This window comes from Streptomyces chartreusis, assembly GCF_008704715.1.
Taxonomy (GTDB): Bacteria; Actinomycetota; Actinomycetes; order Streptomycetales; family Streptomycetaceae; genus Streptomyces; species Streptomyces chartreusis.
In genome coordinates, this window is record NZ_CP023689.1 from 4114155 (window position 1) to 4137069 (window position 22915).

The following is a 22915-nucleotide window of genomic DNA, read 5'->3' on the forward strand; positions in this document are numbered from 1 at the left end:
CGACGGCGCGGCAGTCGAACGACGGCTGAACATCGCGGCACCTCCCAGCGGAGCGCCTACGCGGACACCGCGGCGGCCACGAGCATCAGCGTCAGCAGGACCGCCCAGGCCGCGTTCGACACCCAGCCGAACACCAGCCCGGTCAGGGCGAGCGCGTCACCGCCCTCCCCGGTCCGCCGTATCTCGGCACGGGCCGCGTGTCCGAGCACCACGGCCGGGATGCCGGTCAGCCCGAAGCTCACCAGGCACAGCACACCGCAGACCGCGGAGCCGACCGCCTTGCCGTTGGTCTGCGGCCGGACGACCGGCAGGAAGGTCCCCGGCACGGGCGTCACGGGTGCCGGCAACGGCATCGGGCCCTGGGGCAGATCGGCGACGAGCAGCGCCAGCTCCCCCACCGTACGGGCCGTATAGGCGCGCGCGACGCGCTTCTCGAACTCGGGCTGCTCCAGGCGTCCCTCGCCGTAGCCGGCCCTGAGCACGTCCACGGCCCGCTCGCGGTCGGCGTGCGAGGCGAGCATCGACGGTGTCGCCGGGGTGCCGGGCCCGGTCCACGGCTGCGGAACACCACCGCCCTGCCACGGCTGCCAGGGCTGCCACGACGGTTGCGCCATGGAGAGCACCTCCCCCGTACTGGTCGGAGTCTCTCCATGATGCGCCGAACCGGCCCTCCGGGCATCGGGGTCCACCCCGAGAAAACCCCGACACGTCCCCGGACACGCCGAAGGGCGGCCACCCCGGGAGGTGACCGCCCTTCAGTGCGTCAGACGCACGCCTTACTGGTTGTACGGACCGTAGTCGTAGTCCTCCAGCGGAACGGCCTGGCCGGAGCCGGTGCCGAACGGCGAGTAGTCGATGTCGTCGTAGCCGACGGCCGAGTACATCGCGGCCTTGGCCTCCTCGGTCGGCTCGACCCGGATGTTGCGGTAGCGGGACAGACCCGTACCGGCCGGGATGAGCTTACCGATGATGACGTTCTCCTTGAGGCCGATGAGCGAGTCGGACTTGGCGTTGATCGCCGCATCCGTGAGGACTCGCGTCGTCTCCTGGAAGGACGCCGCCGACAGCCAGGACTCCGTGGCCAGCGAGGCCTTGGTGATACCCATGAGCTGCGGACGACCGGAGGCCGGGTGACCGCCCTCCTGCACCACACGACGGTTCTCGGTCTCGAACTTCGAGCGCTCGACCAGCTCACCGGGCAGCAGCTCGGCGTCGCCGGACTCGATGATCGTCACACGGCGCAGCATCTGCCGGATGATGATCTCGATGTGCTTGTCGTGGATCGACACACCCTGCGAGTTGTAGACCTTCTGGACCTCGCCGACCAGGTGGACCTGGACGGCACGCTGACCCAGGATGCGCAGCACGTCGTGCGGGTTGGTGGCACCCACGGTGAGCTTCTGGCCCACCTCGACGTGCTCGCCCTCGCTGACCAGGAGTCGGGCACGCTTCGAGATCGGGTACGCCGTCTCGTCGCTGCCGTCGTCCGGGGTGACGACCAGCTTCTTGGTCTTCTCGGTCTCCTCGATCCGCACGCGGCCGGTGGCCTCGGAGATCGGGGCGACACCCTTCGGGGTACGGGCCTCGAAGAGCTCGACGACACGCGGCAGACCCTGGGTGATGTCGTCACCGGCCACACCACCGGTGTGGAAGGTACGCATCGTCAGCTGGGTACCGGGCTCACCGATGGACTGGGCGGCGATGATGCCGACCGCCTCACCGATGTCGACCAGCTTGCCGGTGGCCAGCGAACGGCCGTAGCACATCGCGCAGGTGCCGACCTGGGACTCGCAGGTCAGGATCGAACGGGTCTTGACCTCCTCGACACCGTGGTGCACCAGCTGGTCGATGAGCACGTCGCCCAGGTCCACGTTGGCCGGCGCGATCACCTTGCCGTCGATGACGACGTCCTCGGCGAGCATGCGGGCGTAGACGCTGGTCTCGACGTCCTCGGCCTTGCGCAGCACGCCGTCGGCGCCGCGCGAGGCGATCCGCAGCTTCAGACCGCGCTCGGTGCCGCAGTCCTCCTCGCGGATGATGACGTCCTGCGAGACGTCCACCAGACGACGGGTCAGGTAACCCGAGTCGGCGGTACGCAGGGCGGTGTCCGCCAGACCCTTACGGGCACCGTGCGTGGAGATGAAGTACTCCAGCACGGACAGGCCCTCACGGAACGACGCCTTGATCGGACGCGGGATCGTCTCGTTCTTGGCGTTCGACACGAGACCACGCATACCGGCGATCTGACGCATCTGCATCATGTTGCCTCGTGCACCCGAGTTCACCATCATGAAGATCGGGTTGGTCTTCGGGAAGTTGTCGTTCATCGCCTCGGCGACCTCGTTGGTCGCCTTGGTCCAGATCGCGATGAGCTCCTGCGTGCGCTCGTCCTTGGTGATCAGACCGCGCTCGTACTGCTTCTGGACCTTCTCGTCCTGCGCCTCGTAGCCGCGGACGATCTCCTTCTTCGCCTCGGGAACGACGACGTCGGAGATGGCCACGGTGACACCGGAACGGGTCGCCCAGTAGAAGCCGGACGCCTTCAGGTTGTCGAGCGTCGCCGCCACGATCACCTTGGGGTAGCGCTCGGCGAGGTCGTTGACGATCTCGGAGAGCTGCTTCTTGCCGACCTCGTAGTCGACGAACGGGTAGTCCTCGGGCAGCAGCTCGTTGAAGAGCGCGCGGCCCAGGGTCGTCCGCAGACGGAACGAGTCACCCTGCTGCCACTCCGGCTCGCCCTCCTCCTGCGCCGGCGGCATCCAGCCGCGGGGCGGGATGGTGCCGACCGGGAAGCGGATGTCGATCTTCGACTGGAGCGAGAGCTCGCCCGCGTCGAAGGCCATGATCGCCTCGGCCACGGACGCGAAGGAGCGGTCCTCGCCCTTGACGTTCCGCATCTCGGAGTCGGTGGTGAGGAAGAACAGACCGAGGACCATGTCCTGGGTCGGCATCGTCACCGGACGACCGTCGGCGGGCTTGAGGATGTTGTTCGAGGACAGCATCAGGATGCGGGCCTCGGCCTGCGCCTCCGCGGACAGCGGCAGGTGCACGGCCATCTGGTCACCGTCGAAGTCCGCGTTGAACGCGGTGCAGACGAGCGGGTGGATCTGGATGGCCTTGCCCTCGACCAGCTGCGGCTCGAAGGCCTGGATGCCGAGGCGGTGCAGGGTGGGAGCACGGTTCAGCAGAACCGGGTGCTCGGCGATGACCTCTTCGAGGACGTCGTACACGACCGTGCGGCCGCGCTCCACCATGCGCTTGGCGCTCTTGATGTTCTGCGCGTGGTTCAGGTCGACCAGGCGCTTCATCACGAACGGCTTGAAGAGCTCCAGCGCCATCGCCTTGGGCAGACCGCACTGGTGCAGCTTCAGCTGCGGACCGACGACGATCACGGAACGCGCGGAGTAGTCCACACGCTTGCCGAGCAGGTTCTGACGGAATCGACCCTGCTTACCCTTCAGCATGTCGCTGAGGGACTTCAGCGGACGGTTGCCGGGGCCCGTCACCGGGCGACCACGACGACCGTTGTCGAAGAGGGCGTCAACAGCCTCCTGAAGCATGCGCTTCTCGTTGTTGACGATGATCTCGGGCGCGCCGAGGTCGAGAAGCCTCTTCAGACGGTTGTTGCGGTTGATCACACGGCGGTACAGGTCGTTCAGGTCGGAGGTCGCGAAGCGGCCACCGTCCAGCTGCACCATCGGGCGAAGGTCCGGCGGGATGACCGGCACGCAGTCGAGCACCATGCCCTTGGGGCTGTTGCTGGTCTGCAGGAACGCGGAGACGACCTTGAGGCGCTTGAGCGCACGGGTCTTCTTCTGGCCCTTGCCGGTACGGATGATCTCGCGGAGCTTCTCGGCCTCCTCGTCGAGGTCGAAGGACTCCAGGCGCTTCTGCAGCGCCGCGGCACCCATCGAGCCGTCGAAGTACGTGCCGAAGCGGTCGCGCAGCTCGCGGTAGAGGAGCTCGTCCCCCTCGAGGTCCTGGACCTTGAGGTTCTTGAACCGGGTCCACACCTCGTCGAGGCGGTCGATCTCGCGCTGCGAACGGTCGCGCAGCTGCTTCATCTCACGCTCGGCACCCTCGCGCACCTTGCGGCGCACGTCGGCCTTGGCGCCCTCGGCCTCCAGCTCGGCCAGGTCGGTCTCGAGCTTCTTGGCGCGGGCCTCGAGGTCGGCGTCGCGACGGTTCTCGACCTGCTGACGCTCCACGGAGACGTGCGCCTCCAGGGAGGGCAGGTCGCGGGTACGGCGCTCCTCGTCGACGTACGTGATCATGTACGCCGCGAAGTAGATGACCTTCTCGAGGTCCTTGGGAGCCAGGTCGAGCAGGTAGCCCAGCCGGCTCGGGACACCCTTGAAGTACCAGATGTGCGTCACGGGCGCGGCCAGCTCGATGTGGCCCATCCGCTCACGACGCACCTTGGCGCGAGTCACCTCGACGCCACAGCGCTCACAGATGATGCCCTTGAACCGGACACGCTTGTACTTGCCGCAGTAGCACTCCCAGTCCCGGGTCGGACCGAAGATCTTCTCGCAGAAGAGTCCGTCCTTTTCGGGCTTGAGGGTGCGGTAGTTGATGGTCTCGGGCTTCTTGACCTCGCCGTGGCTCCACTGACGGATGTCGTCAGCGGTGGCCAGACCGATCCGGAGCTCATCGAAGAAGTTGACGTCGAGCACTATGCGTCAATCCCTCTCAGGGTTGTAAGTCTTGGGTCTGAAACGGGGGCCTGGGGGTCGGCGGGGCTCTGTGGTTCAGAGCCCCGCCGGACTCCCGTCAGACCTCTTCGACGCTGCTCGGCTCGCGCCGGGACAGGTCGATGCCGAGCTCCTCCGCAGCGCGGAAGACGTCCTCGTCGGTGTCACGCATCTCGATGGACATACCGTCGCTGGACAGCACCTCCACGTTCAGGCAGAGCGACTGCATCTCCTTGATGAGCACCTTGAAGGACTCGGGGATGCCGGGCTCGGGGATGTTCTCGCCCTTGACGATGGCCTCGTAGACCTTCACGCGGCCGGTCACGTCGTCGGACTTGATGGTCAGCAGCTCCTGGAGGGCGTACGCGGCGCCGTAAGCCTCGAGCGCCCACACCTCCATCTCACCGAAGCGCTGGCCACCGAACTGGGCCTTACCACCCAGCGGCTGCTGGGTGATCATGCTGTACGGACCGGTCGAGCGGGCGTGCAGCTTGTCGTCGACCAAGTGGTGCAGCTTCAGGATGTACATGTAGCCGACCGAGATCGGCTCCGGGAACGGCTCACCCGAGCGGCCGTCGAACAGCGGCGCCTTACCGGTCGGGAGCACCATGCGCTCGCCGTCCCGGTTCGGGATCGTGTGCTCCAGCAGACCGGCGAGCTCGTCCTCACGCGCACCGTCGAAGACCGGGGTGGCGACGTTGGTGCCGGGCTGGACGCTGTCGGCGCCGATCGCCTGGAGGCGCTGCGCCCACTCCTCGCCGAGGCCGGAGACGTCCCAGCCGCGGCTGGCGAGCCAGCCGAGGTGGATCTCCAGGACCTGTCCCGGGTTCATTCGGGACGGCACACCCAGCGGGTTGAGGATGATGTCGACCGGGGTGCCGTCCTCCAGGAACGGCATGTCCTCGATCGGCAGGATCTTGGAGATGACACCCTTGTTGCCGTGACGGCCGGCGAGCTTGTCACCGTCGGTGATCTTGCGCTTCTGCGCCACGTACACGCGCACCAGCTGGTTCACACCGGGGGGAAGCTCGTCGCCCTCCTCGCGGTCGAAGACGCGGACACCGATGACCTTGCCGATCTCGCCGTGCGGCACCTTCAGCGAGGTGTCACGGACCTCACGGGCCTTCTCACCGAAGATCGCGCGCAGCAGGCGCTCCTCCGGCGTCAGCTCGGTCTCGCCCTTGGGCGTGACCTTGCCGACAAGGATGTCTCCGGCGACGACCTCGGCACCGATCCGGATGATGCCGCGCTCGTCGAGGTCGGCGAGGACCTCCTCGGAGACGTTCGGGATGTCCCGGGTGATCTCCTCGGGGCCGAGCTTGGTGTCACGGGCGTCGACCTCGTGCTCCTCGATGTGGATCGAGGAGAGGACGTCGTCCTGCACGAGGCGCTGCGACAGGATGATCGCGTCCTCGTAGTTGTGACCCTCCCACGGCATGAACGCCACGAGCAGGTTCTTGCCCAGCGCCATCTCGCCGTTCTCGGTGGCCGGACCGTCGGCCAGGACCTGGCCCTCGATGATCCGGTCGCCCTCGTTGACGATGACCTTCTGGTTGACCGAGGTGCCCTGGTTGGAGCGGGCGAACTTGGCCAGGCGGTACGTGATGTACGTGCCGTCGTCGTTGGCGGTGGTGATGTAGTCCGCGGAGACCTCCTGGACCACACCCGCCTTCTCGGCCTTGACCACGTCGCCGGCGTCGACGGCGGAGCGGTACTCCATGCCGGTGCCGACGAGCGGGGACTCGGACTTGATGAGGGGCACGGCCTGACGCATCATGTTCGCGCCCATGAGGGCACGGTTGGCGTCGTCGTGCTCCAGGAACGGGATCATGGCGGTCGCGACCGACACCATCTGGCGCGGCGAGACGTCCATGTAGTCCACGTCGTCACCGGCGACGTAGTCGACCTCGCCGCCACGGCGGCGGACCAGCACGCGGTTCTCGGTGAAGCGCATGTCGTCGTTGAGCGTGGCGTTGGCCTGCGCGATGACGAAGCGGTCTTCCTCGTCGGCCGTCAGGTAGTCGACCTCGTCGGTGACCTGACCCTCGACGACCTTGCGGTACGGCGTCTCCACGAAGCCGAACGCGTTGACGCGGCCGTAGGAGGCGAGCGAACCGATCAGACCGATGTTGGGGCCTTCGGGCGTCTCGATCGGGCACATACGGCCGTAGTGAGACGGGTGCACGTCACGGACCTCGAAGCCGGCCCGCTCACGGGAGAGACCACCCGGGCCAAGAGCCGACAGACGGCGCTTGTGGGTGAGACCCGACAGCGGGTTGTTCTGGTCCATGAACTGCGACAGCTGGCTGGTGCCGAAGAACTCCTTGATGGAGGCGACGACCGGCCGGATGTTGATCAGGGTCTGCGGCGTGATCGCCTCGACGTCCTGAGTCGTCATGCGCTCACGGACGACGCGCTCCATACGAGCCAGACCCGTGCGGACCTGGTTCTGGATGAGCTCGCCGACGCTGCGCAGACGACGGTTGCCGAAGTGGTCGATGTCGTCGGTCTCGACGACGATCGTCTGGCCGTTGTCGGCGGCCGTCTCGGTCTCACCGGCGTGCAGCTTGACCAGGTACTTGATCGTCGAGATGACGTCCTCGACGGTCAGGACGCCTGCGTCGAGCGGAGCCTCCGCACCCAGCTTCTTGTTGACCTTGTAGCGGCCGACCTTCGCGAGGTCGTAGCGCTTGGGGTTGAAGTACAGGTTCTCGAGGAGCGTCTGCGCCGCCTCGCGCGTCGGGGGCTCGCCCGGACGCAGCTTGCGGTAGATGTCGAGCAGCGCGTCGTCCTGGCCCTGGGTGTGGTCCTTCTCCAGGGTGGCGCGCATGGACTCGTACTCGCCGAACTCCTCCAGGATCTGCTCGGTCGTCCAACCGAGAGCCTTGAGCAGAACGGTCACGGACTGCTTGCGCTTGCGGTCGATGCGCACACCGACCATGTCGCGCTTGTCGATCTCCAGCTCCAGCCAGGCGCCCCGGGACGGGATGACCTTGGCGGAGAAGATGTCCTTGTCGGACGTCTTGTCGATGGAGGAGTCGAAGTAGACACCGGGCGAACGGACCAGCTGCGACACCACGACACGCTCGGTGCCGTTGATGACGAACGTGCCCTTGTGCGTCATGAGCGGGAAGTCGCCCATGAAGACGGTCTGAGACTTGATCTCGCCGGTCTCGTTGTTGGTGAACTCTGCCGTCACGAAGAGCGGGGCCGCGTACGTGAAGTCGCGGTCCTTGCACTCGTCGATGCTGTTCTTCGGCGGCTCGAAACGGTGGTCGCGGAACGTCAGCGACATCGACCCGGAGAAGTCCTCGATCGGGGAGATCTCCTCGAAGATCTCCTCGAGACCGGACTTGGTGGGGACGTCCTGACCGGACTCCAGAGCCGCCTCGACCCGACTCTGCCAGGCGGTGTTCCCGAGCAGCCAGTCAAAGCTCTCGGTCTGCAGCGCGAGCAGGTTGGGAACCTCGAGGGGCTCCTTGATCTTTGCAAAGGAGATGCGCAGCGGGGCGGTGCTGGCGCCGTTGTTCGTATTCGCGGTCGAGGCGTTGCGCGAGGCGGCCAAGAGGGGGTCCTTCCGAGGGCTCGGACTCACTACGCGCGTACCGGCCCCTCACCGGCGCACAGAGACAGGTGTTTCCATCTCCAGCCAAAGAAGGCCAGGTCAGGGAGGTCCGGTCATCGGTGCTCAAGCGAGGGCATGCCCCTGGTGACGGGCAGGGGACAGCTAACAGGCAGCGCAAAGGGTCAGTGTAGCCACTTGGCACACTGATGTCCAGTGCGGGTTTTTCGCGACCCTCGTTGCTCTCAACGCCCTCGGCCTGCTTGCCCTCAATGCACGTTGATACTGCCCTCTTCGTCGCCGATCCATGCCTCGGATTCGGATCCTTGTGGCGACGCGTCCTGAGAATTGCGCGCTGCGTGCGGTTCGTCAAGGCCCCCATGCCCGAACCCTGGGGGCCCGGAGACACGACGAAGATCACCATACCCGCCGTCGAAGCGGGCGCAAGGCAACCGTGGCCGCGCCCTCAGGAACGCCGAAGAGCGACCACCCGAATGGATGATCGCTCTTCGGTGCGACTGCGTTACAGCCTCAGGAGGCCGGATTCTGCAGCGCTACGGCCGTACTCGGCCGAAAGGTGTTACTTGACCTCGACGGAGGCGCCGGCGCCCTTGAGGGACTCGGCGGCCTTCTCCGCGGCCTCCTTGGCGACCTTCTCGAGAACGGGCTTCGGGGCGCCGTCCACGAGGTCCTTGGCCTCCTTCAGACCCAGGGAGGTCAGCTCACGCACGACCTTGATGACCTGGATCTTCTTGTCGCCGGCACCCGTGAGGATGACGTCGAACTCGTCCTGCTCCTCAGCGGCCTCGGCGGGGGCGCCCGGCACGGCCGGACCGGCGACGGCGACCGCGGCGGCGGCGGTGACGTCGAACTTCTCCTCGAACGCCTTCACGAACTCGGAGAGCTGGATGAGGGTCATGCCCTCGAACTCGGCGAGCAGTTCGTCCTGGGTGAGAGCCACGATGGCTTTCCTTCCACTAATTCGGCTGGTGCCGGATGTACATGTCTGGCGGGCGTACGCTCGGCCCGCTACGACCACTGCCTCAGGCGGACTGCCTCAGGCGGCGATCATGATGCGAGCCGAATTACTCGGCACCGCCCTGCTCGGCCTGCTTGGCACGAAGCGCCTCCGCGGTGCGGACGAACTTCGACGGGAGCGCCTGGAAGACCTGGGCAGCCTGCGTCTGCTTGGCCTTGAAGGCGCCCGCCAGCTTGGCGAGCAGAACCTCGCGGGACTCGAGGTCCGCAAGCTTCTTGATCTCGTCGGCGGACAGTGCCTTGCCGTCAAGGACACCGCCCTTGATGACGAGGTTCGGGTTGTCCTTGGCGAAGTCACGAAGACCCTTCGCCGACTCCACCGGGTCACCGGTGACGAAGGCGACCGCCGTCGGACCGTTGAACAGGTCGTCGAGCGTCGAGATCCCGGCCTCGTTGGCCGCAATCTTGGTCAGCGTGTTCTTCACCACGGCGTACTGGGCGTTCTCACCGAGCGAACGACGCAGCGTCTTGAGCTGCGCCACGGTGAGACCCCGGTACTCGGTCAGCACGGCGGCGTTCGAGCTGCGGAACTGCTCCGTCAGCTCGGCTACCGCGGCAGCCTTGTCGGGCCTTGCCATGAGCGTCGGCCTCCTTCCGGGTGATGACGACCGCTCAGAAGGGGCTGGGGAAAACGAAACGCCCCGGCACAGGCGCACGGGGCGTAGCTCGACCGGGTATTCGCAGCGCGAGCAGCGAACTCCGGGAGCACTTCCACAGTCACCTGCGCGGGTCGTCCGCGGTTCAGCGGATCCTTCGGCCACCGCGCCCTCTTGCAAGCACACGGCAACGACCAGCGGTCTTTGGCTTCTGTAGGAGAGTACGGGACACGGTCACCGTCAGGCAAATCGGTCCCCGCGACCGTCGGCTCCCCCTACTTCTCCAGCGGTTTCCGCAGGTCCGCGGTGTCGTCGGGGCGGGGTGCGCGGACCGTCACCGGCTTGCCGTAGTCGAGGAAGGTGACGGTGAGATCGAGCTCACCGTGCCGTCCGAATCCCTGGGTGCGCAGCCGCCTGACGCGGTCGTCGCCGTCGATCCATACGTCCAGGGTGAGCTCGTCGACGCCGGCCTTCTCGTACTGGTCGAGGCTGCGCCTGCGGCCCTCGCGGGCGGCCTTGTCCTCGACCTCGTCGAGCGAGGCACGCAGCTCGTCGACGGCGGCCGTGCCCGTGTAGTGCGTGGTCCCGGTCCCCTCGACCTTCTCGTCGCCGACCCGCCTCGCATCCGGCGCGCCGGCCAGGAAGGCCGCCTCCCGGGCCGGGTTGCGGGCGACCGAGTCGCGCAGGGCGCCGACGTCCATGCGCAGGCCGCCGTGGGTGGTGAAGTGGGCGGCCGGGCCGTAGCTGATCCAGTGCCGGCCGCCCATCTCCTCGACCATGTCGCCGGTCGCGCTGCCGTACAGCACCCCGTCGACCAGGCGCAGCTCGGTCTCGCCCCGCTCGGCGCCGCTCAGGTTGGCCGTCCTCAGGCTGGCCGTCACCGGCTTCGTGCGGACGGTTCCCTCGTCGGCTATGCGTCCCCGCTCCGGGAAGCTGCCGGTCACCTTGTAGTGCAGCGACGTGACGCCCTCGGTCTTCGCCACGGCCCTGGCCACGGCGTCGGCGGCCGAGGCACCCGAGGCGTCCTGGTCGGCGCCGGCTCCGCCCGCGCAGCCGGCGAGGAGCAGCGCGGCGGCGGGCACGGCGGCACGTACGGAAAGCCTCATCGTTTTCCCCCAAGGAACGCTCGGCCGGCGCCGACGGGCGCACAGCAAGATCGGGAGCGTAACCCCGGGAACCCCGAACGGGTCCTGCGAATACCTGGCCGTGCCCGGCTCACGAGGTGCCGTCGAGGGCCCCTTCCTCCAGCAGCTCTTCCAGGTCCGCGGTGTCGCCGGCCGGAGGCTTCTCGACCGTGGCCTTCACGCCGTAGTCGCTGTAGTACGCGGTCTGGGTCAGCTGCCCGGTGGCCGTGCGGCCCTTCTCGACCTTCTTGACCAGCAGGTCCCGGTCGTCGACCCATATGTCGACGGTCTGCGAGGTGGCGCCCGCGACCCGGACCGTGCCGGAGTAGCGCGTGGTGCGCTCACCGCTCACGGTCTCGTCCCCCACCTTGCGCACGTCCGTGGAGGACAGCAGCAGCTTCACCGAGGTGTGCGGGACGGTGCCGCGCATCTGGTCGGCGAGATCGGCGCCGGAGCTGCCGGCGAGGCGCTCCAGGTCCTCGTAGGCGTACTTGATCCAGTGCTTGCCGTCGGTCTTCTCGGCGAACGCCTCGCCCATGCGGGCGTAGTAGGCGTCGGGGAGATAGCGGGCCTGCATCGAGGTGGTGCCGAGGCGGCGCATCGTCTCGGCCGTGGTGCCGCCGGTGTACGTGATCGTCAGGGCGCCGGTGAGGCCGTCGTGCCAGGCGAGGGTGCCGTGCGCCTTCATCGACAGGGCCGAGCCCACCGTGGTGGTGGAGCGGACGCGCGCCGATTCGGCTCTGTCGGTGGAGCGCTCGACGGTGCGCAGGGCGGCCGTGACCGCGCGGGATGGCTTCGGGCTGTCCCGTTCCCCGGAGCGGTCGGAGGAGGTGCAGGCGGCCGGGGCCGTCAGCGCGGTCAGCAGCGCGACCCAGAACGCCGACCGGCGCGCCCTCGTGCTCGTCATCCGTCCCCCCTGAGCGAATCCCGTGAATGCACGTTAACCCAGGGCACTGACAAACGGGGGCGGCAAAGGGGACGGGCCCCGCACCCTGGAAGGGTGCGGGGCCCGTCGTCGAGCCTGGTGAGCCGTTGGCTCAGACCGCGGCCGGGTCCTCCTCGACGAGGAGGTTGCGGGTGCGGTTCGGGTCGAGCGGAATGCCGGGGCCCATCGTGGTGGTGATGGCGGCCTTCTTGATGTAGCGACCCTTGGCGGCGGACGGCTTCAGACGGAGGATCTCCTCCAGCGCGGCGCCGTAGTTCTCCACCAGCTTGGTGTCGTCGAAGGACGCCTTGCCGATGATGAAGTGCAGGTTCGAGTGCTTGTCGACGCGGAACTCGATCTTGCCGCCCTTGATCTCGGTCACGGCCTTGGCCACGTCCGGGGTCACGGTTCCGGTCTTCGGGTTCGGCATCAGACCACGCGGGCCGAGGACACGGCCGAGGCGGCCGACCTTGCCCATGAGGTCCGGGGTGGCGACGACGGCGTCGAAGTCCAGGCGGCCCTTCGAAACCTCGTCGATCAGTTCGTCGGAGCCGACGATGTCGGCGCCCGCGGCCTCCGCGGCCGCAGCACGGTCACCGGTCGCGAAGACCAGGACCCGGGCGGTCTTACCGGTGCCGTGCGGAAGGTTCACGGTGCCACGGACCATCTGGTCGGCCTTGCGCGGGTCGACACCCAGGCGGAAGGCGACCTCGACGGTGCCGTCGAACTTGCTCGTGGACGTCTCCTTGGCGAGACGGACGGCCTCGAGCGGGGCGTAGAGCTTGTCCCGGTCGACCTTGGCGTCCGCAGCGCGGAGAGACTTGCTGCGCTTGCTCACTACTGCTCCTGTGTGGTCTTAGGAGTTGTGGTCCGGGCCGAGCAGGCCCCGCCACTCACTTCTGCTGGGGAGGTTGAGGTCAGCCCTCGACCGTGATGCCCATGGAACGGGCGGTGCCGGCGATGATCTTGGACGCGGCGTCCAGGTCATTGGCGTTGAGGTCGGGCATCTTCGTGGTGGCGATCTCGCGGACCTGCGCCTCGGTGATCTTGGCGACCTTGGTCTTGTGCGGCTCGCCGGAGCCCTTCTCGACACCAGCGGCCTTGAGGATCATCTTCGCGGCCGGCGGGGTCTTGGTGATGAAGGTGAAGGAACGGTCCTCGTAGACCGTGATCTCCACCGGGATGACCCAACCGCGCTGCGACTCGGTCGCGGCGTTGTAGGCCTTGCAGAACTCCATGATGTTGACGCCGTGCTGGCCCAGCGCGGGGCCGACCGGCGGAGCCGGGTTGGCCGCACCGGCCTGGATCTGGAGCTTGATAAGCCCCGTGACCTTCTTCTTCTTGGGAGGCATGCTCTCTCCGGGTCCTTAGTGAGAGGTGATCCGCCGCCATCCGTACCGTGAGCCACCTAGAACGGTGAACGTCCGGATCATCCGGATGGAGGCATACCGCACAACGATAACGGGTAACGCGTCAGGGCCAAAACCGGCAGCTCAGGCCGCTGGTCGCCCGCCCCCTGACAGCGGTCGGCCCCAGCGGCCCGTGCCCCGGACAGGAAAGGGCCCCGGCCGTCGCGCGTCGGCCGGGGCCTGCATGGGGCTTGAGCGGGGTCAGCAGCGCTTGGCCGTGGTGGCCTGGCCCGCCACCGGGTCGCCGGGGGCGCGCAGCGTCCCGATGGCGGCGGTGCACTCGCTGATCGTGTCGGCGGGGAAGGACCAGAACTCCTGGCTGTTGGTGGCGTTCCACCAGTCCTGGCCGACGACCTCGTCACGGGCGTAGCTGTAGACGCCGGTGCTGACGTCGTAGTCCTTGATCTTGTCGCGGAAGCTCTGCCAGACCCAGACGTAGCCGTAGTTCGCCTTGCACCTGGGCGAGTAGAACTGCTTGACCGAGGCGGCGTGCGCGCCACCGCGGTTGATGTAGGCGGTGGCGCCGATCTGGTAGGCGTCGGAACAGACGCCGGCCGCCTGCGCCTTGGCGGTCAGCGGGTTGCCCGCCTCGGACGGGGCGGCCGAACGGGCGGTCTGGTTCTGCTTGTTGGGAGACGGGGCGGGTCCGGTGCCGGCGACCGCGGAGGTCGTCGGCAGCAGGACGCAGGCGGACGCGGCCGCCACGACCAGGAGGGTGCGAGTGCGCATGAGGAAGTTCCCCCTACTTCTGGGTCGTCACTTCTGAGTCGGCGCGGGCAGCGATCAGCGCAGCACAAACCGCCACAAAGAGTTGGGGATCACCATGAAGAACGCTGTCCACGCGTTTCGGTCATCAAGTCAGACCGGCCGGGGCGCCCGATGGTTGTGGTGCAACACACATTTATTGAGAAGCCACCCAGAACGCGGCCGTCACCCGCCCCGCCGCATACGACGAAAGGGCCTCCCACCGGCGGAATCCGCCGACGGGAGGCCCTTCGTCGAGAGCTGCTGTACCGCTAGTTCTTCTGGATCTGGTCGAAGGAGAGCTCGACCGGCGTCTCGCGGCCGAAGATCTCCACCAGGCCCTTGACCTTCTTGGAGTCGGCGTTGATCTCGTTGATCGTGGCCTGCAGCGTGGCGAACGGGCCGTCGGTGACGGTGACCGAGTCGCCGACCTCGAAGTCCAGGACCTGGACCTCGACCTTGCGCTGCGGAGCGGGCTTGCCCTCGGCCTCGGCGGCCTCGCGGGCGGCCTTCTCCTCGGCCTCCGGGGCGAGCATCTTCACGATCTCGTCCAGCGTCAGCGGGTACGGGTCGTAGGCGTTGCCCACGAAGCCGGTGACGCCGGGGGTGTTGCGGACGACACCCCAGGACTCGTTGGTGAGGTCCATACGGACCAGGACGTAACCCGGCAGCTTGTTCTGCTTGATCGTCTTGCGGTCGCCGTTCTTGATCTGGACGACCTCTTCCTGCGGCACCTCGGCCTGGAAGATGTAGTCCTCGACGTTCAGCGAGACGGCGCGCTGCTCCAGGTTGGTCTTCACACGGTTCTCGTAACCGGCGTAGGTGTGGATGACGTACCACTCGCCGGGCAGCGTGCGAAGTTCCTCGCGCAGGGCGGCGATGGGGTCGACCGGCTCGGTCTCCTCCTCGACGGCCTCTTCCGCGTCTTCGTCGTCCTCGACGTGCAGCGCGGCCTCCTCGGCCGGCTCGCCCGCCTCGGCGTCGGCAACCTCGACCTCGTCCAGGTCCTCGTCCGCGCCCTCGACGATGTCGAGCTCGTCTTCCACGGACTCGTCCGGCTCGACGGCGTCGTTCAGGTTCTGGTCAGACACGGTGGCTGCTTCTTCCTGGATACATAGGGGTGGAACATGCGAAAGGGGCGCCGGTAACCAACGGCGCCCTTCGCTCTCGGCTCAGCCAAAAACGTACTTGGCAGCGTGGTCGAGCCCATAGTCAATCACGGTCACCAGGGCGATCATGACGACGACGAAGAAGATCACCACGGTGGTGTACGACGTCAGCTGATTACGCGTCGGCCAGACGACCTTGCGAAGCTCCGCGACGATCTGGCGGTAGAAGAGGGCAAGCCGCTTCAGCGGGCCCTTCTTCGCGCGCTTGCCGCCCTTGCGGGCCTTCTTCTTCTCCTGCGCCTCATCCTGGGCGTCAGGCGTATCGATGGAGCCCACGGCGTCCGCCATCCGTCCTCACCTGATCCCGGGTCGTGGCCGTGCCGCGCCCGGTCTGAGCCGCACGGCGTTGCAATGCTGTACGTACATGCGCACACATCCTGGCGAAGGTGTGTGTAGCAGGGCCGGAGGGACTTGAACCCCCAACCGCTGGTTTTGGAGACCAGTGCTCTACCAATTGAGCTACGACCCTTTGTGTGTCCCCCAACGTACCGCATCCGGTCGAGTGCTCGCTGTGCACTGTGCGACTGCGGGCTGCTGAAGGCCAACGAGGTGAGAGTGTACGTGGTCCGGGGCGCGCCGTCGAACAGAAAGTGCCCGATGGGGGCTTGATAGGCGAAAGATCGCCAGGGGCCGGACGGTGACCCGCCGCAAGATCGCCCAGGCCGAGGGCCGGATCCGGACGGATGTTCAGTCGATGTTCAGTCCGTGAAACCCGCGTGCCGCGCGCGTTTCCTGTCTGAAACGATGGGGCCCATGAGCGCTGCAACCCCTTCGACCGAGCGCCGGGTCTCCGCCCGAGTCGGCGCGATCTCCGAGTCCGCCACTCTCGCCGTGGACGCCAAGGCCAAGGCCCTCAAGGCCGCCGGGCGTCCGGTGATCGGCTTCGGCGCCGGTGAGCCCGACTTCCCGACGCCGGACTACATCGTCGAGGCCGCCATCGAGGCGTGCAAGAACCCGAAGTTCCACCGCTACACGCCGGCCGGCGGTCTGCCCGAGCTGAAGGCCGCGATCGCCGCGAAGACCCTGCGCGACTCCGGCTACGAGCCCGACGTCTCGCAGATCCTCGTCACCAACGGCGGCAAGCAGGCCATCTACGAGGCCTTCGCCGCCATCCTCGACCCGGGCGACGAGGTCATCGTCCCGGCGCCGTACTGGACGACGTACCCGGAGTCGATCCGCCTCGCGGGCGGTGTCCCGGTCGAGGTCGTGGCCGACGAGACCACCGGCTACCGCGTCTCCGTGGAGCAGCTAGAGGCGGCCCGCACCGAGCGGACGAAGGTCGTCCTCTTCGTGTCGCCGTCCAACCCGACCGGCGCCGTCTACACCGAGGCCGAGACCGAGGCGATCGGCCGCTGGGCCGTCGACAACGGCCTGTGGGTGCTGACGGACGAGATCTACGAGCACCTCGTCTACGGCGAGGCCGCCGCGGTCTCCCTGCCGGGGCTGTTCCCCGAGCTGCGCGACAAGTGCATCGTGGTCAACGGTGTCGCCAAGACGTACGCCATGACGGGCTGGCGGGTCGGCTGGGTCATCGGCCCGAAGGACGTGGTGAAGGCCGCGACCAACCTCCAGTCCCACGCGACGTCGAACGTCTCGAACGTGGCGCAGGTGGCCGCTCTCGCCGCCGTCTCCGGCGACCTGGACGCGGTCGCGAAGATGCGTGAGGCCTTCGACCGCCGCCGCAAGACGATCGTGCGGATGCTCAACGAGATCGACGGCGTGGTCTGCCCGGAGCCCGAGGGCGCCTTCTACGCGTACCCGTCGGTGAAGGCCGTGCTCGGCAAGGAGATCCGCGGCAAGCGCCCGCAGAGCAGCGTCGAGCTGGCCGAGCTGATCCTGGAGGAGGCCGAGGTCGCGGTCGTCCCGGGTGAGGCGTTCGGCACGCCGGGCTATCTGCGGCTGTCGTACGCGCTCGGTGACGAGGACCTCGTCGAGGGCGTGAGCCGCATCCAGAAGCTGCTCGCGGAGGCCACGGACTGACGTCCGCCTTCCGCCCTTGGGGCCACCTCCGGTTTCGGAGGTGGCCCCATTTGTTTGTGCGAGCAAGACCACTAAAGGGGAAACCGCTACCGGGAGGGCGCGGGCGTGCGGCAGGATCCTGGAATGGAGCGTGTACGTGATGTCTCTGAACTGCCGAAAGCCCATCTGCACCTGCACTTCACCGGCTCGATGCGGCCGACGACCGTGCTGGAACTGGCCGACAAGTACGGTGTGCGCCTGCCCGAGGCCCTGACCGACGCGCTGACCAGTGGGGAGCCCCCGAAACTGCGGGCGACGGACGAGCGCGGCTGGTTCCGCTTCCAGCGCCTGTACGACGCGGCGCGCTCGTGCCTGCGGCAGCCGGAGGACATCCAGCGCCTGGTCAGGGAGGCCGCGGAGGAGGACATCAAGGACGGCTCGGGCTGGCTGGAGATCCAGGTCGACCCGACGTCGTACGCGCCCCGGCTGGGCGGTCTGATCCCGGCGCTCGAGATCATCCTGGACGCGGTGGAGACGGCGTCGCGGGACACGGGCCTCGGGATGCGCGTCCTGGTCGCCGCGAACCGTATGAAGCACCCGCTGGACGCCCGCACGCTGGCGCGGCTCGCGGTGCGGTACGCCGACCGCGGCATCGTCGGCTTCGGGCTGTCGAACGACGAACGCCGTGGCATGGCGCGGGACTTCGACCGCGCCTTCCACATCGCCCGCGAGGGCGGCCTGCTGTCGGCCCCGCACGGCGGCGAGCTGACCGGCCCGTCCTCGGTCCGTGACTGCCTCGACGACCTGGACGCGCACCGGATCGGGCACGGCGTGCGGGCGGCGGAGGACCCGCGGCTGCTGAAGCGCCTCGCGGACCGGGGGGTGACGTGCGAGGTGTGCCCCGCCTCGAACGTCGCTCTCGGCGTCTACGAGAAGCCCGAGGACGTCCCGCTGCGGACCCTGTACGACGCGGGGGTGCCGATGGCCCTCGGCGCGGACGACCCCTTGCTGTTCGGCTCGCGGCTCGCCGCCCAGTACGACCTCGTGCGCCGCCATCACGCCTTCACGGACGAGGAGTTGGCGGAACTGGCCCGGCAGTCGGTGCGTGCGTCGGCCGCGCCCGAGGAGATGAAGGGCAAGCTGCTGGCGGGCGTGGACGACTGGCTCGCCCAGCCCGTGTAGTACGGGCTCGCGGGGCCCGCGTCAGGACCGGCTGCCCGGTCCGCCTCGCTCGCGGGGCCGGCTGTCAGTCGGCGATGCCGGCGAGGAGCGTGCGGGCCAGCCGGGCGGCGAACTCGTCCACCGGCGGCCGTACCGCCTCCCTGGTCGCGTCGTAGGCGAACGCCCGCTGCGCGCAGGCGCCCATCAGCAGCGAGGCCGCCGCGAACGTGTCCGCGTCCGTGCGGACCCGGCCCAGCTCCTGCTCCGCCCGCAGGTAGGTGTCGAGCTCCTGGATCGGCACGTGCGGGCCGGCCCCCATCTGCCGTACGGCGTCGTCGTGCCGCCGCTTGAGCTCGGTCTGCGCGTACAGCGACGCGGCGATCGGGAAGCTCTGCTCGTAGAACAGCGCGGCCTGGCGGGCGATCTCGGTGAGGTTCTCCTGGACGGAGTGCCGGCCGGGCTCGGCCGCGAGGCCGCTGAGCAGGGGCCGCAGCGGAGGCAGCCGCTCGGTGAGCACCTGGATGAAGAGTTCCTCCTTGCTGGCGAAGTGCTTGTACAGCGCCGCCTCGGAGCACCCGGCCGCCCGCGCGATCTCCTTCGTCGTAGCCCGCGCCAGCCCGACGGTGAGCATCAGGTCGTGGGCGGCGTCGAGCAGTCGAACGCGGGTGGGTCGGTTCTCCATGAAACGTCCAATCGCCCTTGACGGGTGGGTGAGTACTTACTCACTCTAGAGGAGATGGGGGTGAGTGAATACTCACCCACCCGAATCCCACCCACCCGGGAGAGCTCATGAAACTCACCGTCTTCGGTGCCACGGGAGGCACCGGCAAGGAGATCGTCCGCCAGGCGCTGGACGCCGGTCACGAGGTCACGGCCATTGTCCGGGACCCCGCCCGCTTCCCCGTCACCGGCGACCGGCTGGAGGTGTTCCGCGCGGATCTGACCGACCCGCAGGCGCTGCGCCCCGCCGTGGCCGGACGGGACGCGGTGCTGTCCGGGCTCGGTGCCCGCAGCCGCAAGGACGCCGGGATCGCGGCGCGTCTGACGCGTACGGTGCTCGGCGCTCTGGAGGCCGAGGGGGTGCGGCGGCTGGTCGTGGTGAGCGCGGCACCGGTCGGCCCCGAGGCGGAGGGCGACGGCTTCGTAGACCGGGCGGCGCGCGGCATCGTCTCGGCGGTCCTCAAGGACATCTACGCCGATCTGCGGGAGATGGAGGCCGAGTTGGCCCGCAGCTCCACGGAGTGGACGTCGGTGCGGCCGCCCCGGCTCCAGGACAAGCCGCTCACCGGCTCGTACCGGAAGGTCGTGGGCGGGTTCCCGGTCCGGGGCCGCTTCCTGGGGCGCGCCGATGTGGCGCACGCCATGCTGGCGGCGGTCGGCGACCCGGCCACGGTGAAGCAGGGCGTGGGCGTCGCCTACTGAGGCCGCACGCGGCCGCCGAAGCCCCGCGCTGGCGCTACAGGCTGACGCCGACCGTCACCGGCTCGTTGACCAGCGTGATGCCGAAGGTCTCGCGGACGCCGGCGACGACCTCGCGGGCGAGCGCGAGGAGGTCCTCGGTGGTCGCCTCACCGCGGTTGGTGAGGGCGAGGGTGTGCTTGGTGGAGATGCGGGCGGGGCCCGTGCCGTACCCCTTGGTGAAGCCGGCCTTGTCGATGAGCCAGGCCGCGGAGGTCTTGGTGTGCCCCTCCCCCGCCGGGTAGGCGGGCGGCTCGGTGCCGTCGCCGAGGTGCTCGCGCACGCGTGCGTGGAACGCCGCGAACTGCTCGGCTGTGAGGATCGGGTTGGTGAAGAACGATCCGGCCGACCAGGTGTCGTGGTCCTCGGGGTCCAGGACCATGCCCTTGCCGGTACGGAGCTTCAGCACCGTCTCGCGGGCGGCGGCCAGCGGCACGCGGTCGCCGACCTCGACGCCGAGGGCGCGCGCGGTCTCGGCGTACTTCACGGGGGCCGAGAGCCCGTCGGCGTCCTCCAGCCGGAAGCGGACGCGCAGGACGACGTAGCGCTCGGGGTCGGCCTTGAAGCGGCTGTGGCGGTAGGAGAAGGCACAGTCGGCGTTCGGGATGACGACCGTCTCGCCGGACCGGCGGTCGTACGCGATCACCTCGATGATCGTCGAGGAGACCTCCTGGCCGTAGGCGCCGACGTTCTGGATCGGTGTGGCGCCCGCGGAGCCGGGGATTCCGGCGAGGCACTCGACCCCGGCGAGCCCGGCCTCGACGGTGCGGGCGACGGCGTCGGTCCACACCTCGCCGGCGGCCAGTTCGAGCGTGGTGCCGTCCAGCTCGAAGCCCTTGGTGGCGATGACGAGTGCGGTGCCCGCGAAGCCCTTGTCGCCGATGACCAGGTTCGATCCGCCGCCGATGAGCAGCAGCGGGGTCCCGGCGGCGTCGGCCTCGCGCACGACGTCGATCACCTCGGCGTCGGAGGTGGCGGTGACCAGACGGGTGGCGGGGCCACCCAGCCGGAAGGTGGTGAAGGGGGCGAGGGGGGCGTCGTGGAGTTCCTGCACGCGCTCAAGACTACGAGACGCCACCGACAGCCCCGGCACCCCTGTGGAGTGCCGGGGCCGATGCGCGCTCCACGCGCGCGTGCCGTTCACGTCAGCCGCCGGAACGCCTCCGTCCAGTCGAGCGGGAGATCCTCGCCGGGCACCTGCCAGGTGGCGAACTTCGCGTCCCGCATCTGCGCCGCCAGCCCGCGTGAGGTGGGGGCGTGCGTGCCGGAGCGGGCGAAGTCCTTCAGCGCCGCGGGCGACTCCCACGCCGACAGCGTCCAGAAGGTGCGCTTGAAGGGCTCCGCCTTCAGGGAGGCGCCGTATGCGCCGGGCGCCCGGCTCACCTGCCACCACACGCCCGGCGTGCGGGCGAGGAAGCGGAACGCTCCCCAGAGGGTGCGGGTCTCGAAGCGGGAGGCGAAGACGTGCGCCTCGCTGCCGGGCGGTGCGGGGTTCGGGACGGTCCAGGGAAGGGTGGGCATGACTGCTCCTCGTGTCCTCGTGGTCCGGATTCGGTGCCGTCGATGGGGTGGAGCCAGGGCTGGCGGGATCAGCCGGCGGCCGTCTCCAGCACCCGCTCCGGGGCCTGCTCGGCCGGGTCCTCGGCCGCCTCGGCCCGCCGTCGCGACGGGATGATCAGGGCCGCGACGCCGGCGACGGCGACCACGGTGGCGCCGGTGACCAGGGCGGGCCGCAGACCGTCGACGAAGCTCTGGCCGCTCTCGTAGCCGCCCTGCGCGGAGAAGATCGACGCCATGACGGCGATGCCGAGCGCGCCGCCGACCTCGCGCAGTGCGTTGTTGGCGCCGGACGCGATGCCCTGTTCGGAGGCGCGGACGCTGGACATGACCAGGTGGGAGGCCGGGGCGAAGAACAGTGCCATGCCGACGCCGCTGATGATCAGGCCGGGCAGCTGGGCGGCGTAGGAGACGTCGACGGTGACCACGGACGCCATGTACGCGAGCCCCGCGGCCTGGAGGAACAGGCCGGTGGCGACGACGGGCCGGCCGCCGATGCGGTCGGCGAGGATGCCGGCGATCGGCGCGACCAGCATCGGCATGCCGGTCCACGGCAGCATCCGCAGGCCCGCCTCGGTCGGCGAGTAGCCGAGCACTCCCTGCATGTACTGGCTGAGCAGGAAGATCGACCCGAACATCCCGAGGAACATCAGCATGCTCGCGGCGTTGATCCCGGAGAACGCCCGGGAGCGGAACAGCCGCATCGGCAGCATCGGGTTCTTGGCGCGGGTGCTGTAGATGACGAACCCGACGAGCAGGGCGCCTCCGGCGAACAGGCCGGTCAGGACCAGACGTCCGGTCCAGCCGTCGGCGGGGCCGCGCACCAGGCCGTACACGATCCCGAAGAGGCCGCCGCTGGCGAGCAGGGTGCCGGGGATGTCGAGCCGGGCGCCGGTGCCGTGCGACTCGGCGAGGCGCAGGCGGGCGAGCGGCAGCAGGGCGATGCCCAGCGGAACGTTCAGCCAGAAGATCCACTGCCAGGAGATGTGCTCCGTGAGGCTGCCGCCGATGAGCGGCCCGGACGCGATCGCGAGCCCGTTGACGGCACCCCAGATGCCGTACGCCATCCCGCGCTTGGCCGCGGGCACGGCTGCCGTCAGCAGGGTCAGCGTCAGCGGCATCATGATCGCCGCACCGGCGCCCTGGACCGCGCGGGCGGCGATCAGGGAGTCGATGCCGGGCGCGAGGGCCGCGGCGGCGGACGCGACGGTGAAGATCGAGATACCGACGAGGAAGAGCCTGCGGCGGCCGAAGCGGTCACCGAGGGCCGCGCCGAACATCAGCAGGACGGCGAAGGTGAGTGTGTACGCACTCACCGTCCACTCCAGGTCGTGCAGCGCTCCGCCCAGATCCTCACGGATGGAGGGCAGTGCGGTGGTGACGACGAGGTTGTCGAGCGCGGCCATGAACCCGGCGACGCTCGTGATGACGAGGGCCCATACGGCCCCGCCCGGGCGGGCTGCCCGCGCGTTCTGATCGGTGTGGTGTGACATCGCTCCCCCTGGGGTGATGCGTTCCG

General features: G+C 68.7%; 19 protein-coding genes and 1 tRNA gene. 3 read left to right on the forward strand and 17 right to left on the reverse strand.

Annotated elements, in window-relative coordinates:
- Positions 1-56: 56 nt before the first annotated feature.
- From CP983_RS17475 to CP983_RS17540, 13 genes are all read right to left on the reverse strand, one after another.
- Positions 57-614, reverse strand: a complete 558-nt coding sequence (locus CP983_RS17475; protein ID WP_150500356.1) for a DUF1707 and DUF4190 domain-containing protein — start codon at positions 612-614, stop codon at positions 57-59.
- 162 nt (positions 615-776) lie between these two features.
- Entirely contained in the window at positions 777-4676 is a 3900-nt protein-coding gene (locus CP983_RS17480) for a DNA-directed RNA polymerase subunit beta' (protein WP_107904119.1), read from the reverse strand.
- A 97-nt stretch (positions 4677-4773) separates the two neighbouring features.
- On the reverse strand, positions 4774-8259 hold the full coding sequence (gene rpoB, locus CP983_RS17485; protein ID WP_107904121.1) for a DNA-directed RNA polymerase subunit beta: 3486 nt from the start codon (positions 8257-8259) through the stop codon (positions 4774-4776).
- A gap of 577 nt (positions 8260-8836) precedes the next feature.
- Positions 8837-9220: a 50S ribosomal protein L7/L12 gene (gene rplL / locus CP983_RS17495; RefSeq protein WP_093746978.1), complete on the reverse strand. Its 384-nt coding sequence runs from the start codon at positions 9218-9220 to the stop codon at positions 8837-8839.
- Between the two features lie 121 nt (positions 9221-9341).
- Positions 9342-9872, reverse strand: a complete 531-nt coding sequence (gene rplJ, locus CP983_RS17500; protein ID WP_030944759.1) for a 50S ribosomal protein L10 — start codon at positions 9870-9872, stop codon at positions 9342-9344.
- Positions 9873-10165: 293 nt separating this feature from the next.
- Positions 10166-10996, reverse strand: a complete 831-nt coding sequence (locus CP983_RS17505; protein WP_229914936.1) for an SCO4651 family lipoprotein — start codon at positions 10994-10996, stop codon at positions 10166-10168.
- Positions 10997-11105: 109 nt separating this feature from the next.
- Positions 11106-11921, reverse strand: coding sequence for an SCO4651 family lipoprotein (locus CP983_RS17510; protein ID WP_150500358.1), 816 nt, complete (start codon positions 11919-11921; stop codon positions 11106-11108).
- A 130-nt stretch (positions 11922-12051) separates the two neighbouring features.
- A complete protein-coding gene (gene rplA / locus CP983_RS17515) occupies positions 12052-12777 on the reverse strand; it encodes a 50S ribosomal protein L1 (protein ID WP_107904126.1) in 726 nt (241 codons plus the stop codon).
- Between the two features lie 79 nt (positions 12778-12856).
- Complete coding sequence (rplK, locus tag CP983_RS17520; RefSeq protein WP_016645192.1) at positions 12857-13291, reverse strand: 50S ribosomal protein L11; 435 nt, start codon at positions 13289-13291, stop codon at positions 12857-12859.
- A 258-nt stretch (positions 13292-13549) separates the two neighbouring features.
- Positions 13550-14077: a hypothetical protein gene (locus tag CP983_RS17525; RefSeq protein WP_150500360.1), complete on the reverse strand. Its 528-nt coding sequence runs from the start codon at positions 14075-14077 to the stop codon at positions 13550-13552.
- A gap of 287 nt (positions 14078-14364) precedes the next feature.
- A complete protein-coding gene (nusG, locus tag CP983_RS17530; RefSeq protein WP_107904131.1) occupies positions 14365-15183 on the reverse strand; it encodes a transcription termination/antitermination protein NusG in 819 nt (272 codons plus the stop codon).
- A gap of 81 nt (positions 15184-15264) precedes the next feature.
- Positions 15265-15549 carry a preprotein translocase subunit SecE gene (gene secE, locus CP983_RS17535; protein ID WP_030955320.1) on the reverse strand — a complete coding sequence of 95 codons (285 nt, stop codon included), beginning with the start codon at positions 15547-15549 and terminating at the stop codon, positions 15265-15267.
- Positions 15550-15657: 108 nt separating this feature from the next.
- Positions 15658-15730, reverse strand: a tRNA-Trp gene (locus CP983_RS17540).
- A 284-nt stretch (positions 15731-16014) separates the two neighbouring features.
- On the opposite strand from CP983_RS17540, the gene CP983_RS17545 reads away from it, so the two are divergent.
- Together CP983_RS17545 and CP983_RS17550 are read left to right on the forward strand one after the other, a co-directional pair.
- Positions 16015-17241, forward strand: a complete 1227-nt coding sequence (locus CP983_RS17545) for a pyridoxal phosphate-dependent aminotransferase (protein ID WP_125526210.1) — start codon at positions 16015-16017, stop codon at positions 17239-17241.
- A gap of 123 nt (positions 17242-17364) precedes the next feature.
- Complete coding sequence (locus CP983_RS17550) at positions 17365-18402, forward strand: adenosine deaminase (RefSeq protein ID WP_107904134.1); 1038 nt, start codon at positions 17365-17367, stop codon at positions 18400-18402.
- Between the two features lie 64 nt (positions 18403-18466).
- On the opposite strand, the gene CP983_RS17555 is transcribed toward CP983_RS17550, so the two are convergent.
- The gene (locus CP983_RS17555) at positions 18467-19063 is read right to left on the reverse strand and encodes a TetR/AcrR family transcriptional regulator (protein WP_150500362.1); all 597 of its coding nucleotides are present in this window, start codon (positions 19061-19063) and stop codon (positions 18467-18469) included.
- 107 nt (positions 19064-19170) lie between these two features.
- On the opposite strand from CP983_RS17555, the gene CP983_RS17560 reads away from it, so the two are divergent.
- Complete coding sequence (locus tag CP983_RS17560) at positions 19171-19803, forward strand: NAD(P)-dependent oxidoreductase (protein WP_150500364.1); 633 nt, start codon at positions 19171-19173, stop codon at positions 19801-19803.
- Positions 19804-19837: 34 nt separating this feature from the next.
- Here CP983_RS17560 and CP983_RS17565 read toward each other — a convergent pair whose 3' ends face one another.
- The 3 genes from CP983_RS17565 to CP983_RS17575 form a co-directional block, all read right to left on the reverse strand.
- Positions 19838-20932 (reverse strand): UDP-N-acetylmuramate dehydrogenase, encoded by a 1095-nt coding sequence (locus tag CP983_RS17565; RefSeq protein WP_373309868.1) that lies wholly within the window; start codon positions 20930-20932, stop codon positions 19838-19840.
- 47 nt (positions 20933-20979) lie between these two features.
- On the reverse strand, positions 20980-21360 hold the full coding sequence (locus tag CP983_RS17570; protein ID WP_107904142.1) for a DUF3291 domain-containing protein: 381 nt from the start codon (positions 21358-21360) through the stop codon (positions 20980-20982).
- A 68-nt stretch (positions 21361-21428) separates the two neighbouring features.
- Positions 21429-22889, reverse strand: coding sequence for an MFS transporter (locus tag CP983_RS17575; RefSeq protein ID WP_150500368.1), 1461 nt, complete (start codon positions 22887-22889; stop codon positions 21429-21431).
- Positions 22890-22915 lie beyond the last annotated feature (26 nt).

Bases quoted from the DNA above. Each gene is read 5' to 3' on its own strand.
- CP983_RS17475 (WP_150500356.1), bottom strand. From the start codon at position 614: ATGGCGCAACCGTCGTGGCAGCCCTGGCAGCCGTGGCAGGGCGGTGGT.
- rplJ (WP_030944759.1), bottom strand. From the start codon at position 9,872: ATGGCAAGGCCCGACAAGGCTGCCGCGGTAGCCGAGCTGACGGAGCAG.
- CP983_RS17505 (WP_229914936.1), bottom strand. From the start codon at position 10,996: ATGAGGCTTTCCGTACGTGCCGCCGTGCCCGCCGCCGCGCTGCTCCTC.
- CP983_RS17510 (WP_150500358.1), bottom strand. From the start codon at position 11,921: ATGACGAGCACGAGGGCGCGCCGGTCGGCGTTCTGGGTCGCGCTGCTG.
- rplK (WP_016645192.1), bottom strand. From the start codon at position 13,291: ATGCCTCCCAAGAAGAAGAAGGTCACGGGGCTTATCAAGCTCCAGATC.
- CP983_RS17525 (WP_150500360.1), bottom strand. From the start codon at position 14,077: ATGCGCACTCGCACCCTCCTGGTCGTGGCGGCCGCGTCCGCCTGCGTC.
- secE (WP_030955320.1), bottom strand. From the start codon at position 15,549: ATGGCGGACGCCGTGGGCTCCATCGATACGCCTGACGCCCAGGATGAG.
- CP983_RS17545 (WP_125526210.1), top strand. From the start codon at position 16,015: ATGAGCGCTGCAACCCCTTCGACCGAGCGCCGGGTCTCCGCCCGAGTC.
- CP983_RS17550 (WP_107904134.1), top strand. From the start codon at position 17,365: ATGGAGCGTGTACGTGATGTCTCTGAACTGCCGAAAGCCCATCTGCAC.
- CP983_RS17555 (WP_150500362.1), bottom strand. From the start codon at position 19,063: ATGGAGAACCGACCCACCCGCGTTCGACTGCTCGACGCCGCCCACGAC.
- CP983_RS17560 (WP_150500364.1), top strand. From the start codon at position 19,171: ATGAAACTCACCGTCTTCGGTGCCACGGGAGGCACCGGCAAGGAGATC.
- CP983_RS17570 (WP_107904142.1), bottom strand. From the start codon at position 21,360: ATGCCCACCCTTCCCTGGACCGTCCCGAACCCCGCACCGCCCGGCAGC.
- CP983_RS17575 (WP_150500368.1), bottom strand. From the start codon at position 22,889: ATGTCACACCACACCGATCAGAACGCGCGGGCAGCCCGCCCGGGCGGG.